Raw genomic sequence first — 14538 nt, 5'->3', positions numbered from 1 at the left:
TCCTATTCGCGTCACAATGGATCCGGATCAAGACTGTTTTGAAATGATCTTGTGACGGTGGATAAGCTTTGACCCTATGCGCCTTCGCGGGTATAAATTCTTAAGAACGCTGGGTCTGTTGCCCGGCAGAATAGATGTGTGTGCGATCCGGCTGTCAGCTGTTGATCCCCACTGATCATTCATCAAACGGTAAAATTCAGGTGCTGGGCACCGTAAAGGACCCGGGTGTGTCGGTTGTGACTGAAGAAACAAGATCTGATTTGGCATTTGACGTTGTCGTGATTGGCGGCGGTCATGCAGGCTGTGAAGCAGCTGCAGCAGCAGCTCGTACCGGTGCACGAACGGCATTGGTCACACATCGGTTTGAAACAATTGGCGTGATGTCGTGCAATCCCGCCATTGGCGGATTGGGGAAGGGCCACCTTGTTCGCGAGATTGACGCCCTTGACGGCCTGATGGGGCGTGTGGCGGACAAGGCCGGTATTCAGTTCCGTTTGCTGAACCGGCGTAAAGGGCCCGCCGTTCGGGGGCCCAGGGCGCAAGCGGACCGGAAGCTTTACCGTGAAGCAATGCAAACCGAAATCAAGACAGTCTCAAATTTGACTGTGGTCGAAGCGGAGGCCGATCATTTCATCCGCGGCGGAACCGGGGAGATCATCGGGCTTGGTCTTGTTGATGAGCGCCGGATTTCCTGTGGTGCTGTGGTGTTGACCACCGGGACATTTCTCCGGGGAATGATCCATATCGGGGACAAGAAATTCCCCGCAGGCCGCACGGGAGAGCAACCGGCACTTGGCCTGTCGAAGTCTCTGGAGGAAATTGGATTTGATCTTGGCCGGTTGAAAACCGGGACACCTGCCCGGCTGGATGGCCGGACCATCGATTGGGATCGGCTGGAGGTTCAGCCGGGGGATGAGAGCCCGGAACCGTTTTCAACTCTGACCGAGGAGATAACGACGCCGCAGGTGCCATGTCACATCACTCGGACAACACCCGAAACGCATGAGATCATCCGGGCCAATCTGGCCCGCTCGGCTATGTATTCTGGTGAAATACAGGGGAGGGGCCCTCGGTACTGTCCGTCGATCGAGGACAAGATCGTTCGTTTTGGCGACAGGGATGGCCACCAGATTTTTCTGGAACCGGAAGGTCTGGATGATCATACGGTCTATCCAAACGGGATCTCGACATCCTTGCCAGAAGACGCGCAAATTGCATTTCTGCGGTCTATCCCGGGATTGGAAAAGGTTGAAGTGTTTCAGCCGGGGTATGCCATCGAATATGACCATGTCGATCCACGCGAATTGAAAACCACCTTGGAAGCCAAACGGTGCCACGGACTGTTTCTTGCCGGCCAGATCAATGGCACGACGGGTTATGAGGAAGCAGGGGCTCAGGGGTTGGTTGCCGGGATCAATGCGGCCCTGTCGGTGCAAGGGAAACCGTCGTTTATCATTGATCGCTCACAAGGGTATATGGGCGTGATGATTGATGATCTGGTGACGAGAGGGATCACCGAGCCTTATCGCATGTTTACCTCCCGTGCCGAATATCGCTTGTCCTTGCGGGCGGATAATGCGGACCAGCGCTTAACGCCACTCGGGATTGAAGTTGGTTGTGTCTCGGAACAGCGGCGGTTGGCCTATGAAGGCAAGATGGCAGCGATCGTGGAGGCAACGCGGCTTCTGAAGGAATTGACACTGACACCGGCTGAGGCCAGCAAGAAAGGGATTCCTGTCAATCAGGATGGCATCCGCAGGTCGGCTTTTGACCTGTTGTCTTATCCGGATATGAGTTTTCGGCGCTTGTCCGAAGTTTGGCCGGAATTGCTGGCAGTTGATCCCAAGATCGCCGAGCAGGCTGCGACGGACGCGCTTTACGCGGTTTATCTCGAGCGGCAGGCGGCTGACATCGCTGCCCTGAAACGGGATGAAGCCCTGGAGATTCCTGCCGAGTTTGATTTTGAGGCTTTGGCGGGGTTATCGAATGAGCTGAAGCAGAAATTGGCAACAGCCCGGCCGGCGACCTTGGCACAGGCATCGCGTATGGACGGCATGACGCCGGCAGCCCTGACCTTGATCCTGTCGCATCTGAAGCGTCGGCAACTTGCGGGCAGGGGAGCTGCTTGATATGTCCTACGCAAACAAGCATTCGCTTCGGGATCTGGTGCAAGGGTCTGCTGCGATGGTCTCCAAGTATGGAGATGTTTCACGTGAAACACTCGACCGCCTCAAAGTCTTCGTCGATCTTGTTTTGAAATGGCAGCCCGCGCAAAACTTGATTGCACCCTCGACCATTCCCGACATCTGGATCCGCCATGTGGTCGACAGTCTGCAGACACAATGGTCTTTGCCCGATGCCCGCACCTGGGTCGATATCGGTAGCGGAGGAGGATTTCCCGGCATCATCACGGCAATTCTCCTTGCCGATGTCCCCGGTTCTCATGTCCACATGATTGAGAGCAACCAGAGGAAAGTCGCTTTTCTGAGAACGGCCCTGAGAGAAACCGGTTCAACAGGAACGGTTCATGCGGGCCGTATTGAGGCAGTAGCAGAGAATTGGCGCCATGGGGCACCAGACGCTGTCTCTGCCCGTGCCTTGGCGTCTCTCGATCTGCTGCTCAAGCTTTCTGAATCGTTTACGGCGGATGGTGCGACAGCTGTTTTCCACAAAGGGCAAGAATTTCAACGAGAAGTTAATGAAGCGTCTCACGCTTGGACGTTTGATCTGATACAACATAAGAGTATCGTCGATCCATCGAGCCGGATGCTTCTGTTATCCAATATATCTGCCCGGCCCGGAAGCTTGGAAGGTGTTACCGCATGAGCATGCTTCCCGATTCTCCTCGTGTCCTATGTCTCGCCAATCAAAAAGGCGGCGTTGGAAAAACCACCACAGCCATCAACCTTGGAACGGCCTTGGCCGCGATCGGGGAGAAGGTGCTGGTGATTGATCTGGATCCGCAAGGCAATGCTTCAACCGGACTTGGCATCGAGCGGAAAGACCGGAACCTGTCGACCTATGATGTGCTGAGTGGTGATTGCGCTCTTGCTGAAGCCGTGATGGAAACAGCTGTCCCCCGGCTCTGGGTGGCGCCCTCCACGATGGATTTGCTTGGGCTGGAGTTGGAGATCGCGTCGAGCAGTGATCGCGCCTACCGGCTTCGAAATGCAATTACCGGCCTGTCCCGGTCCTCCCTGGCTGAAGAACTCGGCATCACCTATGTTCTGGTCGATTGCCCGCCATCCTTGAATTTGCTGACAATCAATGCCCTGTCTGCAGCCCACAGCATTCTGGTGCCGTTGCAGTGCGAGTTCTTTGCGCTTGAGGGGCTGAGCCAGCTGCTGAGCACGGTGGAGCAGGTGCGTGGCGCCCTGAATTCCGAATTGACCATTCATGGCATTGTTCTGACCATGTATGATAGCCGCAATAACCTGTCGAGCCAGGTGGTTGCGGATGTCAGGGAAACCATGGGCGATGCGGTCTACGAGACGATTATTCCGCGCAATGTCCGTGTTTCTGAAGCACCGTCCTATGGTAAGCCGGCCTTGCTATATGATTTGAAATGCGCGGGCAGTCAGGCCTATTTGCGTCTGGCTTCCGAAATCATCCAGCGGGAACGGGATCTGCGGCCTGTGGCCGCGTGAGCCTGTTCATATTTCAAGTGCATATTGTGTCCGGTTAATCTATGTGGTTTCGGACAAGGCTTGGATTGTATCCAACAAACTGACAAATCGAACAATACCGGGTGCGTGGCATGGCAGAGGAAAAAGGCAAGAACAAACGACTGGGACGTGGCCTTGCTGCGCTTATTGGCGATTCCACGCTTCAACAGGAAACAGCCCCTGCACCGGCTCCAGAGCGCGAGAGTGCACCGCGAGACAGCCGCAAGGTTCCGATTGAGCATATTACGCCCAATCCCCGGAATCCACGCAAGACCTTTACCGAAATCGATCTGTCCGATCTTGCTGAGTCCCTGAAAGCGAAAGGGATTGTGCAGCCCATATTGGTCCGCCCGGCTGTGGGGCAGGTGGATCGCTTCGAGATCATTGCAGGGGAACGGCGGTGGCGCGCTGCACAAAAGGCGGGCTTGCATGAAGCGCCGGTCATTATTCGGGATGTGACCGATCAGGAAGCGCTCGAACTGGCGATTATCGAAAATGTCCAGCGTGCGGATCTGAATCCGATTGAAGAAGCCATGGGGTACGAGCAGCTCGTTGCGGAGTTTCAGTACAGCCAAGGCGAATTGGCGAAAGTGATCGGCAAAAGCCGAAGCCATGTGGCCAACACACTGCGACTTTTGAAATTGCCGAACTCGGTCAAGGATTACCTGGCTGAGGGACTGTTAACGGCAGGGCACGCCCGGGCGCTGATCACTGTGGAAGATCCGGCCGCGCTTGCCGAGTTGATTGTCGAGAAGGGCCTTACAGTTCGCGAGGCGGAAAAACTGGCTCAAGATCCGGTGGCCCTGGATCGTCTGATGAACGGCAAGAAAGACGCTGCGCCCAGGCCGGAAAAGGACGCAGATACCAAGTCCTTGGAAAAACGGTTGACCGACAGCTTGGGGCTCAAGGTTGTTGTTGGCCACAAGCCGGGCAAAGAAGCCGGGGATCTGAAAATCAAATATACTTCTCTCGATCAGTTGGACGAGCTGTGCCGAAAGTTGGGCGTCGAGGTTCGGTAAAGGTTTTTGTTTCGGAGGCGTTTCGGTTTTATATCAACGCCGCTGCTGGCCCCGGGCCCTTGCAACTCGTGCGAGGGTCAATAGAGCATCAGACAAGACCGGTGCGCCGAGCGCATCATTCAATCGGGATACACGTGTTGCATCCGACAGGATTTGCATGGCGCGCTCAAGGTCCCTGCAGGACCATGTTATCAGTTGGCGCGTGAAAGAAGCACGCCGGCTAAAGAAGATAGGCGGTCTCTGAGATTCGACAATCTGTTGGGCTGAACGGCCTGCCTCAACATCGGACCGCATCCGATGTAGCCCCTGGAAATGCTTTAAGGCCTGGTTGGCTATAATCGTTGCCTTGGAGCCTGCTGCAGTCAGACGCTCCAAGCCGTGATCCAAGGTGGTGATGTCGCCGGTTGCAGCCGCATCAATCAGTTCTGACGCTTCAAAAGAAGAGGCATCACCAATAATAGCCTCAATGTCACCGGTCTCAATACGGCCCTTGTGAAGCGCATAAAGACAGAGTTTCTTGAGTTCACCGCGGCTGGCCATCCGGTCTGCGCCTAAAAGTCCGTGCAGCGATGCGCGCGCTTCCCGTGAAATCGTGAGGCCAGCGCTACGTGTTTCCTGGTCAATCAGTTGATCGATGCCTCTGTCCCCATCCGTGTAGCAGGGGACGGCAATGGCATTCCTGTTGCTTTCGAAAAGCTTGCGAAGGCCGGTTCCCTTCTTGAGGTCACCGGCTTCCAGAACCACGAGTGAAGGGCACGGTTGCTGCTTGAGCACAGGCTCCATAGCCGGCGAAAGGTTTCTCCCACCAGCATCCTTCACCCAAATAATCCGGCGTCCTCCAAATAGAGGGATTGTGAGAACTTCGTCAATCAATCGATTCGAATCCGAAACAAGTTCCGATGCATCGATTTTGGCGAGGTTGAACGGATCGGAATCGCCTTCCGAGGCTTTGGAAACCAGTGCGCTTGCGCGCTCGGACACAAGTCCTGTATCCGGCCCGAAGATCAATACCGGAGGGCAGTCTTCGGGCGGATTGGAGAGGAAGCGATCAATTTCGGCGGCCTTCAGGAGGGTCACGGAAGCTCCTCCAAATCAGCTTTCGCCTTGTGTTACCTGTTCGGCAAAAAAGCCTGCCAAACGCGCTTGAATGTCGTCAGCAACGACCTTTGCCGCGCGTTCCTGCGCATTCCGGGACGCCCGCTTGTTTGCAAAACGCTGGTCGGAGAAGTCGTAGGATGCCGTTGCAAAGGATTTGCCTGTGTAGAGCGTTGTGTTGGTTTTCAATTCGCTCAGCACAAAGGTTGCTGTCAGCGTAGTCGCATAGGCGGCGGGCACATCCTGCAGTTCTTCCACACTGACTTCAGCGCTGATCAGGTTTACCAACACCTCAAGCCGGTACCGCTTCTCGGGGCGCTCCGCACCACGCTCGAAATTGTAGACAAGATCGTTGTAGAGGACCCGCACCGTATCGGTGTTTGCATATTTGCTGTTGATCGGCTCCACCCTGATCGCCGCCAGATCGGCTGACACGGTGCTCCCGCTGTACTGCGAATCGAGAGACCCGTAGAGCGGCCGGACCTGACAGCCGGAAAGGCCGAGAAGCACGGCCCCGGCCAGTAGCCACTTTGAAGCAGACGACCTTTTGCTCCGGGCCAGTTGATCAAGCGACAACATTCACGATCCTTTGCGGCACCACAATGATTTTCCGCGGCGCTTTGCCATCGAGCGCACGCTGAACAAAATCCGATTCCAGAGTAGCCGTTTCTATGTCCTCTTTGGAAGCCTCTCTTGGCACCGCAATTTCGCCGCGCCGTTTGCCGTTGATCTGAACGGGAAGGGTGATGGTATCATCAACGAGCAAGGACGCATCCGCAGCCGGCCATGCGGACATTGCGACCAGGCCATCCTTGCCCAGAACGGTCCAGCATTCTTCTGCCAAGTGCGGCATCATGGGTGCGAACATGTGAACCAGATACTCGGCTGCTTCGAACAAGGCCGCATCAAAAGCGAGATCTTGCCCGGCCTTCTGGGTAGCTTTGCCAATTGTATTGGCAAACTCGTAGAGGCGCGCGACCGAGCGGTTGAAGCCAAGTGTCTCCAGATCCTTGGAGACTGCATCCAGTGTCTTGTGTGTGGCCCTGCGCAGCTCCAAAGCATCACCTTCAGCGTCTGCCGCGGTGTGCGCACTGCGCTGAGCTGTTTCGGAGATGTCGTTGATGAGGCGCCAGACGCGCTGGACAAAGCGCCAGGACCCCTGAACGCCTTCTTCCGTCCAGATAACGTCCCGCTCGGGCGGCGAATCGGACAACATGAACCAGCGGGCCGTGTCCGCACCGTAGGTCTCGATGATATCAGTCGGATCCACGGTGTTCTTCTTCGACTTCGACATCTTTTCGATCGAGCCGATGCTCACAGGCGTTCCCGTCTGTGTGTGCACTGCAGTCCGGGTTCCGTCAGTCTCGGTAATCTGAATGTCTGCCGGGCTGAGCCATTCCCCACTTTCCGACTTGTAGGTCTCGTGGGTGACCATGCCTTGGGTGAACAGGCCCTTGAACGGTTCTTTCAGATTGACTGCTCCAACCTTTTCCATCGCCCTTGTGAAGAAACGGGAATAGAGCAGATGCAGGATCGCATGTTCGATGCCGCCGATATACTGATCGACCGGCAGCCAGCTGTTGGCTGCTTCAGGGTCCGTTGGCTGGTCGCAATCGGGCGCCGTGAACCTTGCAAAATACCAGGAGGAATCGACAAAGGTGTCCATGGTGTCGGTTTCGCGTCTGGCCGCCTTGCCGCAGTTCGGGCAGGTGGTGTTCCGCCAGGTCGGGTGACGGTCGAGCGGGTTGCCAGGCTTGTCGAAATTGATGTCGTTTGGCAGTTCGACGGGCAGGTTCTCGTCCTTTTCCGGAACGACACCGCAGTCGTCGCAGTGAATTACCGGGATCGGGCAGCCCCAATAGCGCTGGCGCGAGATGCCCCAGTCGCGCAGGCGGTAATTAACCTGCCGCTCTGCCTGAGGCGTTCCCTCAAGCGAGACCGCTTCCAGTTTCCGGGCGACCGCATCCTTGGCGTCGGCAATCGACATCCCGTTCAGGAACCCGGAATTGAAGATCTTGCCGTCGTCGGTGAATGCTTCCGTTCCGATTTCGAAGCTTTCCGGGTCCGCGCCGTCCGGCAGCACCACAGGGCGTACCGGGAGGTTGTATTTGCGGGCAAAATCAAGATCGCGCTGGTCATGAGCCGGGCAGGCAAAGATCGCGCCGGTTCCGTAGCCCATCAAAATGAAGTTTGCGATGTAGACCGGCAGTTCGATGGACGGATCCAGCGGATGCGTTACCCGCAAGCCGGTGTCGATGCCCTTTTTGTCGGCCTTCTCGATGGCCTCTTCCGAGGTCCCGACCCGGCGGCATTCCTCGATGAATGCCTTCACGTCCGGATTGGTTTCACCAAGGCTCACTGCAATCGGGTGATCGGGAGACAAGCCCATGAACGAGGCCCCGAACAGTGTATCCGGGCGTGTCGTGAAGATTTCGAGGACTTCGTCGCCGGTGGAAGCCGGACTTTTGAACGCGAAGCGGACGCGCAGGCCTTCGGACCGGCCGATCCAGTTCTTCTGCATCAGCCGGACTTTTTCCGGCCAGCGGTCGAGCGAGTCGATCGCTTCGAGAAGTTCTTCGGAGTAATCTGAAATCTTGAAGAACCACTGGGTCAGTTCACGCTGTTCGACCAGCGCGCCGGAGCGCCAGCCGCGCCCGTCAATGACCTGCTCATTGGCAAGCACGGTCATATCGACCGGATCCCAGTTGACCTTGGCATTCTTGCGGTAGACCAGACCGGCTTCCAGGAACTTCAGGAACAGGCGCTGCTGTTGTGTGTAATAGGCGACATCGCAGGTCGCAAACTCCCGGTTCCAGTCGAGCGACAGACCCATGATCTTGAGCTGGGCGCGCATGCTGGCAATGTTTTCATAGGTCCAGTCCTTCGGATGGAAATTGTTCTGCATTGCAGCGTTTTCGGCCGGCATGCCGAAGGCGTCCCACCCCATCGGATGCAGGACGTTGTAGCCTTTGGCCCGCTTGTAACGGGCGACAACATCTCCCATGGCGTAGTTGCGCACATGGCCCATGTGGATGCGGCCGGACGGGTAGGGGAACATCTCGAGGACGTAATACTTTTCCCTCGGATCGTCATTGTTCGTGACGAAGACGTCTTGTTCGTTCCAAGTCTCTTGCCAGCGCGCTTCAACTTCGCGCGCGTTATACCGTTCCGTTGCCATTAATCGTGCCGTTTTGCTGCGCCTGAAATCTTGCGCGGTTTTCGATTGCCAAGGTGCGGGAGCGTCACCAGTTAACCCGCTTCAGGTCAATATGCCACTTGCCCGGTCGCGTCTAGGCCGGGTGCCAAATTTTGCCTTGGCACCCCTGACAGGCTCGGGAGTTCTGTTGTGGCTTGGCGTATTTGAGTGGCTTGAATTCGGGGCCGAATGAACTCTATGTGAGGGTTCCATTTATGCAATTTCAGAGGCGAGACATGAACGAGGCAGCGGCAGAGCAGCTTTTCGCAGTTCAAGAGGCAATCCGGAAGGCCGAGCACGAACACGGCCGTACAGAGAATGCCGTGACGCTGGTTGCTGTCTCCAAGACGTTTGATGTGCCGGAGATCCGGCCGGTTATCGAAGCCGGTCAGCGGGTGTTTGGCGAAAACCGCGTGCAAGAGGCCATGAAAAAATGGCCGGAGCTTCGAAAGCATCATGACGGTATCGAACTGCACCTGATCGGTCCGTTACAGTCAAACAAGGCCAGGGAAGCGGTCGAAACATTCGACGTTATTCATTCTGTCGACCGGGAAAAAATCGCGAAGGCTTTGAAAGCGGAAATGGATCGGCAGGGGCGGCCGTTGCCGTGTTTCATACAGGTCAATACCGGCGAAGAGCCGCAAAAGGCAGGCATTCCGCCCAAGGAAACGGATGCATTCATCGCGTTTTGCAAGGAGGAAGTCGGTTTGGAAATCGTCGGACTGATGTGCATTCCGCCGGTGGAAGATGCCCCGGGGCCGCATTTTGCACTTCTTGAGAAAATTGCCAAGCGTAATGGCTTGAACCAATTGTCCATGGGGATGTCATCCGACTACGACGTAGCCGTCGGGTTTGGTGCGACCCATGTCCGTGTCGGCTCCGCGATCTTTGGAGCGCGTCCTGCCATTGCCTGATCATCGCTCCCAGAATTGGGGCGTGACCAGAATGATGCCGGCCAGAATTTCGAGACGCCCGAGGATCATCTGGACGGCAAGAAGCCACTTGACCGTGTCGGGGAGGGACTGGAATGTCCCGGATGGTCCGATGGTGTCACCGACCCCCGGGCCGACATTTGCAAGGGCAGTGATTGATGCGCTCAAGGCAGTTTCAAGGTCTAGGCCAAGCATGGCGTATAGCGTGGCGAAAAGGGCGAACACGCCGCCATACAGGATCGCGAAAACCATAACGCCTTCCAGAACCGACAAGGAGACCGGAGCATCATTGTATTTTGGTTCGACTATGCGATGGGGCCGAACCATCCCGCGCAGGGTGCATTTGATATGGTTGAACAGGATGATGATCCGGAACATCTTGAACCCGCCGGATGTTGATCCGCTGCAACTCCCGAAGAATGTCAGAAGGAAAAACGTGCAGGCAATGTAGGCCCCGTATTGCAGATAGTCGTTGGCAGCATAGCCGGTCGTCGTAATGACCGACACGACATTGAATGCAGCCAGCGTGAACATGTGAAACGGGGTGTCATGCACAACCCACCGTTCAGCCAGGAAAATTGAAACCGTTGCGAAAGCGATAATCGACAATAGTAGCGGAATTTGCGGTTCCGGGATCGGTGCCTTGCGCTCGATGGATCGCAGAATGAACAGGAACGGCACGCTCGCAGCCAGCATGTAAGCAATCGCGACCCAGTATATGGCGGTTCCCGGAAACTGGCCGAAGGAATTATCCGATGTCGAAAAACCGCCGGTCGAGATCGTGGTGAAGGCGTGGTTCAGCGCGACGAAGGGTGTCATGCCGAACAAAATGTAGAGAACGGTGCAGGACACTGTCAGAGCGGCGTAAAGAACAAGCAGTCGCACAACAAACGGTTCAACACGTCCATACGGCTTTGCCGTGCTTTCAGAGGATTCGAGCGCAAACAACTGGCTTCCGCCGATCCTGAGGCCGGGAAGCAGCCAGATGCCGATCGCCACAACGCCGATGCCGCCAATCCATTGCAAGAGGGACCGCCAGAGCAGTATGCCGGGGGGCATGGTGTCCAGCCCGGTCAGGACGGTTGAGCCTGTCGTGGTGAGGCCTGAAGCTGTTTCGAAAACGGCATCGACAAAGGAGATGTCGAGTCCGCTGAGATAAAAGGGGACCGCACCGGCGATCGAAAAGCCGAACCAGGCCAGATTGACGAATATGACCGCTTCCTTGAACCGTCTGGGAGGAGCTTCACCATGAAGCGACAGGTTTATGAAGACCCCAATTGCTACCAATAGGACGGCGGAAACTGAAAAGACCTTCCAGTCCGGATTTCCGGCGAAGAGATCCGCAATCGCAGGAAAACACATGAAGAGCGCGATCAGGATCAGCAGCCGCCCGAACGGCAGAGCGATGGCGCGAAAATTCATGGGCTGACATCCGGGTTGGTCGGCTGTCGGTACCGGCAGTCGATGTCGCGAGAGCAGGGCGGTTATTGCCCCGCATCCATCAAAACGCAAGCATGTTCAAATTGCCAGCGCCGTTTTACGGCTCAAACCCACGTGGTTTTCCTTGACTCCTGCAGATGTTTCGGGCAAACGGGCACAACTCCATATGAGTGACGAAAAATCTGATCTGCTGACCGGGACCCGAAAAGGTGTAAAGAGTTCCCGGAGGTGAACATCCGACAGCGCGTTGCGCCCTCGGGTGATATATCGCTTTGCATCAATCCATTCGTTGCCCATATGGTCGGGAGACTTCCCGAAACGCAGTTCCAAGGACCACTTGATGTTTGAAAGCCTGTCCGATCGATTAAGCGGCATTTTCGACAAGCTCACCGGACGCGGTGCCCTGTCGGAAAACGACGTCAATGAAGCGATGCGCGAAATTCGCCGCGCATTGATCGAGGCGGACGTGGCCTTGCCGATCGTGCGCTCCTTTACCGACAAGATACGCAACCGGGCAGTCGGTGCGGAAGTGGTCAAGTCCGTGACCCCGGGGCAGATGGTCGTGAAAATCGTTCACGATCAGCTGGTGGAAATGCTCGGGTCGGATTCACAGCCAATTGATCTGAATGCCCCCGCGCCTGTGCCGATCATGATGGTGGGTCTGCAGGGCTCCGGTAAGACCACCACGACGGCCAAGATTGCCCGCCGCCTGAGCCAGCGCGACAAGCGCAAGGTTCTGATGGCTTCGCTCGACACCCGGCGTCCAGCGGCTCAGGAGCAGTTGAAGGTACTTGGCGAGCAGAATGATATCGATACGCTCCCGATCGTCGCCGGGCAAGGGCCGGTCGAGATTGCCAAGCGGGCGATGTCTGCAGCCAAACTCGGTGGCTATGATGTGGTCCTGCTTGATACTGCGGGCCGGATTCACATTGACGAGCCCCTGATGGTGGAAATGGCAGAGGTCAAGTCTGCCGCTCAGCCCCATGAAATTCTTTTGGTCGCAGATTCCCTGACGGGTCAGGATGCGGTCAATCTGGCCAAAAGCTTTGACGAGCGTGTCGGGATTACCGGTATTGCGCTGACCCGTATGGATGGTGACGGCCGCGGCGGTGCAGCCCTTTCCATGCAGGCCGTTACCGGCAAGCCGGTCAAGCTCATCGGTACGGGTGAAAAATCCGACGCTCTGGAAGACTTCCATCCCAAGCGGATCGCGGATCGCATTCTGGGCATGGGCGATATCGTATCGCTCGTTGAGAAGGCATCCGAGGCCATTGACGCCGAACAGGCGGCCAAGATGGCCAAGAAGATGCAGAAAGGTCATTTCGACCTGGAAGATCTCGCCGAACAGCTGAAGCAGATGGAGAAGCTCGGCGGCATGTCCGGAATGATGGGCATGCTTCCCGGTGTCGGCAAGATGAAGAAGCAGATCGAGGCAGCGAACATCGACGACAAGGTGTTCAAGCGCCAGATCGCTATCATCCAGTCAATGACCCCGACCGAGCGCCGCAAGCCGGATCTGTTGAAGGCCAGCCGGAAAAAGCGCATTGCCGCCGGCTCCGGCGTGCAGGTGGCCGAGGTCAACAAGCTTCTGAAGATGCACCGGCAGATGTCCGACATGATGAAGGCCATGGGCAAGAAAAAAGGCATGCTCGGCAAGCTCATGGGCGGAATGGGCGGCGGCATGCCGGATGTCGATCCCAAGCAGCTCGAGGAAATGGCCAAGTCCGGACAGATGCCCGGCGGCATGGAGTTGCCGAAAGGGTTGCCCGGTGGCTTGGGCGGACTTGGTGGCGGCATGCCTCCCGGGATGCCGGGTCTGCCTGGCCTTGGCGGACCGAAGCTCCCAGGCCTTCCGGGCATGGGCAAAGGCAAGAAAAGATGAGCAATGCCGAACAGCGACTTGGTCAGAGTGATGCTCTGGAAGAGTTGAAGGCCCTGCGCGGGTCCATCGACAACATCGATGCAGCTCTGGTTCACATGCTTGCCGAACGGTTCAAGTGCACCCAGAAGGTCGGCATCTTGAAAGCCAATAACGACCTGCCGCCAGCTGATCCGGCGCGGGAGAAAATTCAGATCGAACGGCTGCGCAAGCTCGCCTCGGATGCCCATCTCGATCCTGACTTTGCCGAGAAATTCCTGAACTTCATCGTTCATGAAGTGATCCGGCACCATGAAGCCATTGCCGCTGATACCGGCAACTGAACAAACTGGAGAAGAAATATGGCTACGAAAATTCGCCTGGCACGTGGCGGTTCCAAGAAGCGCCCGTATTACCGCATCGTTGTTGCTGACATCCGCTCGCCGCGCGATGGCCGCTTCATCGAGAAAATCGGTTCCTACGATCCGATGCTGCCAAAGGATTCCGAAGACCGCGTCAAGCTGGACGTTGAGCGCGTTCAGTACTGGCTCGGCACCGGCGCGCAGCCGACCGACCGTGTGCACCGCTTCCTCGACGCTGCCGGTCTCTTGAAGCGCGAGCCGCGCAACAACCCGAAGAAGGCCCAGCTGGGTCAGAAGGCGCAGGAGCGTCTGGACGCCAAGCGTCAGGCGGAAGAAGATGCCGCTGCTGCAGCAGCCGAAGCATCTGCCGAATAAGTCTAATGCAGGACGGTACCACATCTGGCTATGAAATGGATTTGAGCCATGCCTGACAATGACAGGCCGAAAGTCCTCATGGCCCGGATCGGTGCCGCCCATGGTATTCGCGGGGAAGTGCGGGTCAAGCCGTTTGGTGACGACCTGCTTTCCTTCTCCGACTATGGTTCACTGATCACGGATGATGGCCGTGTCTTCGAAGTGGACCGTGCACGCGTTCAAAAAACCGTGGCGGTCACGAAATTCCGCGGTGTCGATGATCGCAATGCTGCGGAAACCCTGAACGGAACCGACCTTTATGTGTTCCGTGACCAGTTGCCGGAGCCCGATGAAGATGAATTCTATTACTCGGATCTGGTCGGCCTGGATGTGAAGCAGCCCGATGGTGCTTTGCTTGGCAAAATCGCGGCAGTGCAGGATTTCGGTGCCGGTGACCTTCTGGAAGTGCGCCCGAAGCGGGGGCGGACATTCTATGTGCCGTTCACTAAGGCATTTGTACCCGGTCTTGATTTTGAGACCCGATCGGTGACGGTTGATTTGCCCGAAGACTACTTATCGGAAGAAAAGCCGCCTGAAGTGGCGGATTGACCCTCAAG

General features: G+C 56.7%; 13 protein-coding genes. 9 read left to right on the top strand and 4 right to left on the bottom strand.

Going from position 1 to position 14538, the window contains the following annotated elements:
- Positions 1–236: 236 nt before the first annotated feature.
- The 4 genes from mnmG (at position 237) to E1297_RS34270 (ending at position 4684) form a co-directional block, all read left to right on the top strand.
- Complete coding sequence (mnmG, locus tag E1297_RS34285; protein ID WP_368669790.1) at positions 237–2129, top strand: tRNA uridine-5-carboxymethylaminomethyl(34) synthesis enzyme MnmG; 1893 nt, start codon at positions 237–239, stop codon at positions 2127–2129.
- A gap of 55 nt (positions 2130–2184) precedes the next feature.
- A complete protein-coding gene (rsmG, locus tag E1297_RS34280) occupies positions 2185–2826 on the top strand; it encodes a 16S rRNA (guanine(527)-N(7))-methyltransferase RsmG (RefSeq protein ID WP_155146079.1) in 642 nt (213 codons plus the stop codon).
- Positions 2823–3647: a ParA family protein gene (locus tag E1297_RS34275; RefSeq protein WP_155146077.1), complete on the top strand. Its 825-nt coding sequence runs from the start codon at positions 2823–2825 to the stop codon at positions 3645–3647. Before rsmG ends, E1297_RS34275 begins: the two co-directional genes overlap by 4 nt.
- Before the next feature lie 110 nt (positions 3648–3757).
- Positions 3758–4684 carry a ParB/RepB/Spo0J family partition protein gene (locus E1297_RS34270; protein ID WP_155146075.1) on the top strand — a complete coding sequence of 309 codons (927 nt, stop codon included), beginning with the start codon at positions 3758–3760 and terminating at the stop codon, positions 4682–4684.
- 33 nt (positions 4685–4717) lie between these two features.
- On the opposite strand, the gene holA is transcribed toward E1297_RS34270, so the two are convergent.
- Genes holA through leuS form a run of 3 tightly spaced genes read right to left on the bottom strand, consistent with a single transcriptional unit; the run spans position 4718 to position 8957 of the window.
- Positions 4718–5761, bottom strand: a complete 1044-nt coding sequence (holA, locus tag E1297_RS34265; protein WP_209016177.1) for a DNA polymerase III subunit delta — start codon at positions 5759–5761, stop codon at positions 4718–4720.
- A 15-nt stretch (positions 5762–5776) separates the two neighbouring features.
- The gene (locus E1297_RS34260) at positions 5777–6358 is read right to left on the bottom strand and encodes a hypothetical protein (protein WP_155146073.1); all 582 of its coding nucleotides are present in this window, start codon (positions 6356–6358) and stop codon (positions 5777–5779) included.
- Positions 6345–8957: a leucine--tRNA ligase gene (gene leuS, locus E1297_RS34255; protein ID WP_155146071.1), complete on the bottom strand. Its 2613-nt coding sequence runs from the start codon at positions 8955–8957 to the stop codon at positions 6345–6347. The genes E1297_RS34260 and leuS overlap by 14 nt, the downstream gene beginning before the upstream one ends.
- A 254-nt stretch (positions 8958–9211) precedes the next feature.
- Here leuS and E1297_RS34250 point away from each other — a divergent pair, with 254 nt between their 5' ends.
- Entirely contained in the window at positions 9212–9889 is a 678-nt protein-coding gene (locus E1297_RS34250) for a YggS family pyridoxal phosphate-dependent enzyme (protein ID WP_155146069.1), read from the top strand.
- Here the strand turns inward: E1297_RS34250 and E1297_RS34245 are convergent, their stop codons facing one another.
- On the bottom strand, positions 9890–11329 hold the full coding sequence (locus tag E1297_RS34245; protein ID WP_209016176.1) for a TrkH family potassium uptake protein: 1440 nt from the start codon (positions 11327–11329) through the stop codon (positions 9890–9892).
- Between the two features lie 358 nt (positions 11330–11687).
- On the opposite strand from E1297_RS34245, the gene ffh reads away from it, so the two are divergent.
- The 4 genes from ffh to rimM are packed head-to-tail and all read left to right on the top strand — an operon-like array spanning position 11688 to position 14530.
- A complete protein-coding gene (gene ffh, locus E1297_RS34240) occupies positions 11688–13229 on the top strand; it encodes a signal recognition particle protein (RefSeq protein ID WP_155146067.1) in 1542 nt (513 codons plus the stop codon).
- The gene (locus E1297_RS34235; protein ID WP_155146065.1) at positions 13226–13549 is read left to right on the top strand and encodes a chorismate mutase; all 324 of its coding nucleotides are present in this window, start codon (positions 13226–13228) and stop codon (positions 13547–13549) included. The genes ffh and E1297_RS34235 overlap by 4 nt, the downstream gene beginning before the upstream one ends.
- An 18-nt stretch (positions 13550–13567) precedes the next feature.
- On the top strand, positions 13568–13942 hold the full coding sequence (gene rpsP, locus E1297_RS34230) for a 30S ribosomal protein S16 (protein WP_155146063.1): 375 nt from the start codon (positions 13568–13570) through the stop codon (positions 13940–13942).
- Between the two features lie 48 nt (positions 13943–13990).
- Positions 13991–14530 carry a ribosome maturation factor RimM gene (rimM, locus tag E1297_RS34225; protein ID WP_155146061.1) on the top strand — a complete coding sequence of 180 codons (540 nt, stop codon included), beginning with the start codon at positions 13991–13993 and terminating at the stop codon, positions 14528–14530.
- The last annotated feature ends 8 nt before the right edge of the window (positions 14531–14538 follow it).

Source organism: Roseibium sp. RKSG952 (genome assembly GCF_009711355.1).
The sequence above is the reverse complement of the archived record's forward strand: the minus strand, read 5'-3'. Positions and strand labels throughout refer to the sequence as shown.

Coding starts and splice junctions, on each gene's coding strand:
- rsmG (WP_155146079.1), top strand. CDS start 2,185: ATGGTCTCCAAGTATGGAGATGTTTCACGTGAAACACTCGACCGCCTC.
- E1297_RS34275 (WP_155146077.1), top strand. CDS start 2,823: ATGAGCATGCTTCCCGATTCTCCTCGTGTCCTATGTCTCGCCAATCAA.
- E1297_RS34270 (WP_155146075.1), top strand. CDS start 3,758: ATGGCAGAGGAAAAAGGCAAGAACAAACGACTGGGACGTGGCCTTGCT.
- E1297_RS34260 (WP_155146073.1), bottom strand. CDS start 6,358: ATGTTGTCGCTTGATCAACTGGCCCGGAGCAAAAGGTCGTCTGCTTCA.
- leuS (WP_155146071.1), bottom strand. CDS start 8,957: ATGGCAACGGAACGGTATAACGCGCGCGAAGTTGAAGCGCGCTGGCAA.
- E1297_RS34250 (WP_155146069.1), top strand. CDS start 9,212: ATGAACGAGGCAGCGGCAGAGCAGCTTTTCGCAGTTCAAGAGGCAATC.
- E1297_RS34245 (WP_209016176.1), bottom strand. CDS start 11,329: ATGAATTTTCGCGCCATCGCTCTGCCGTTCGGGCGGCTGCTGATCCTG.
- ffh (WP_155146067.1), top strand. CDS start 11,688: ATGTTTGAAAGCCTGTCCGATCGATTAAGCGGCATTTTCGACAAGCTC.
- E1297_RS34235 (WP_155146065.1), top strand. CDS start 13,226: ATGAGCAATGCCGAACAGCGACTTGGTCAGAGTGATGCTCTGGAAGAG.
- rpsP (WP_155146063.1), top strand. CDS start 13,568: ATGGCTACGAAAATTCGCCTGGCACGTGGCGGTTCCAAGAAGCGCCCG.
- rimM (WP_155146061.1), top strand. CDS start 13,991: ATGCCTGACAATGACAGGCCGAAAGTCCTCATGGCCCGGATCGGTGCC.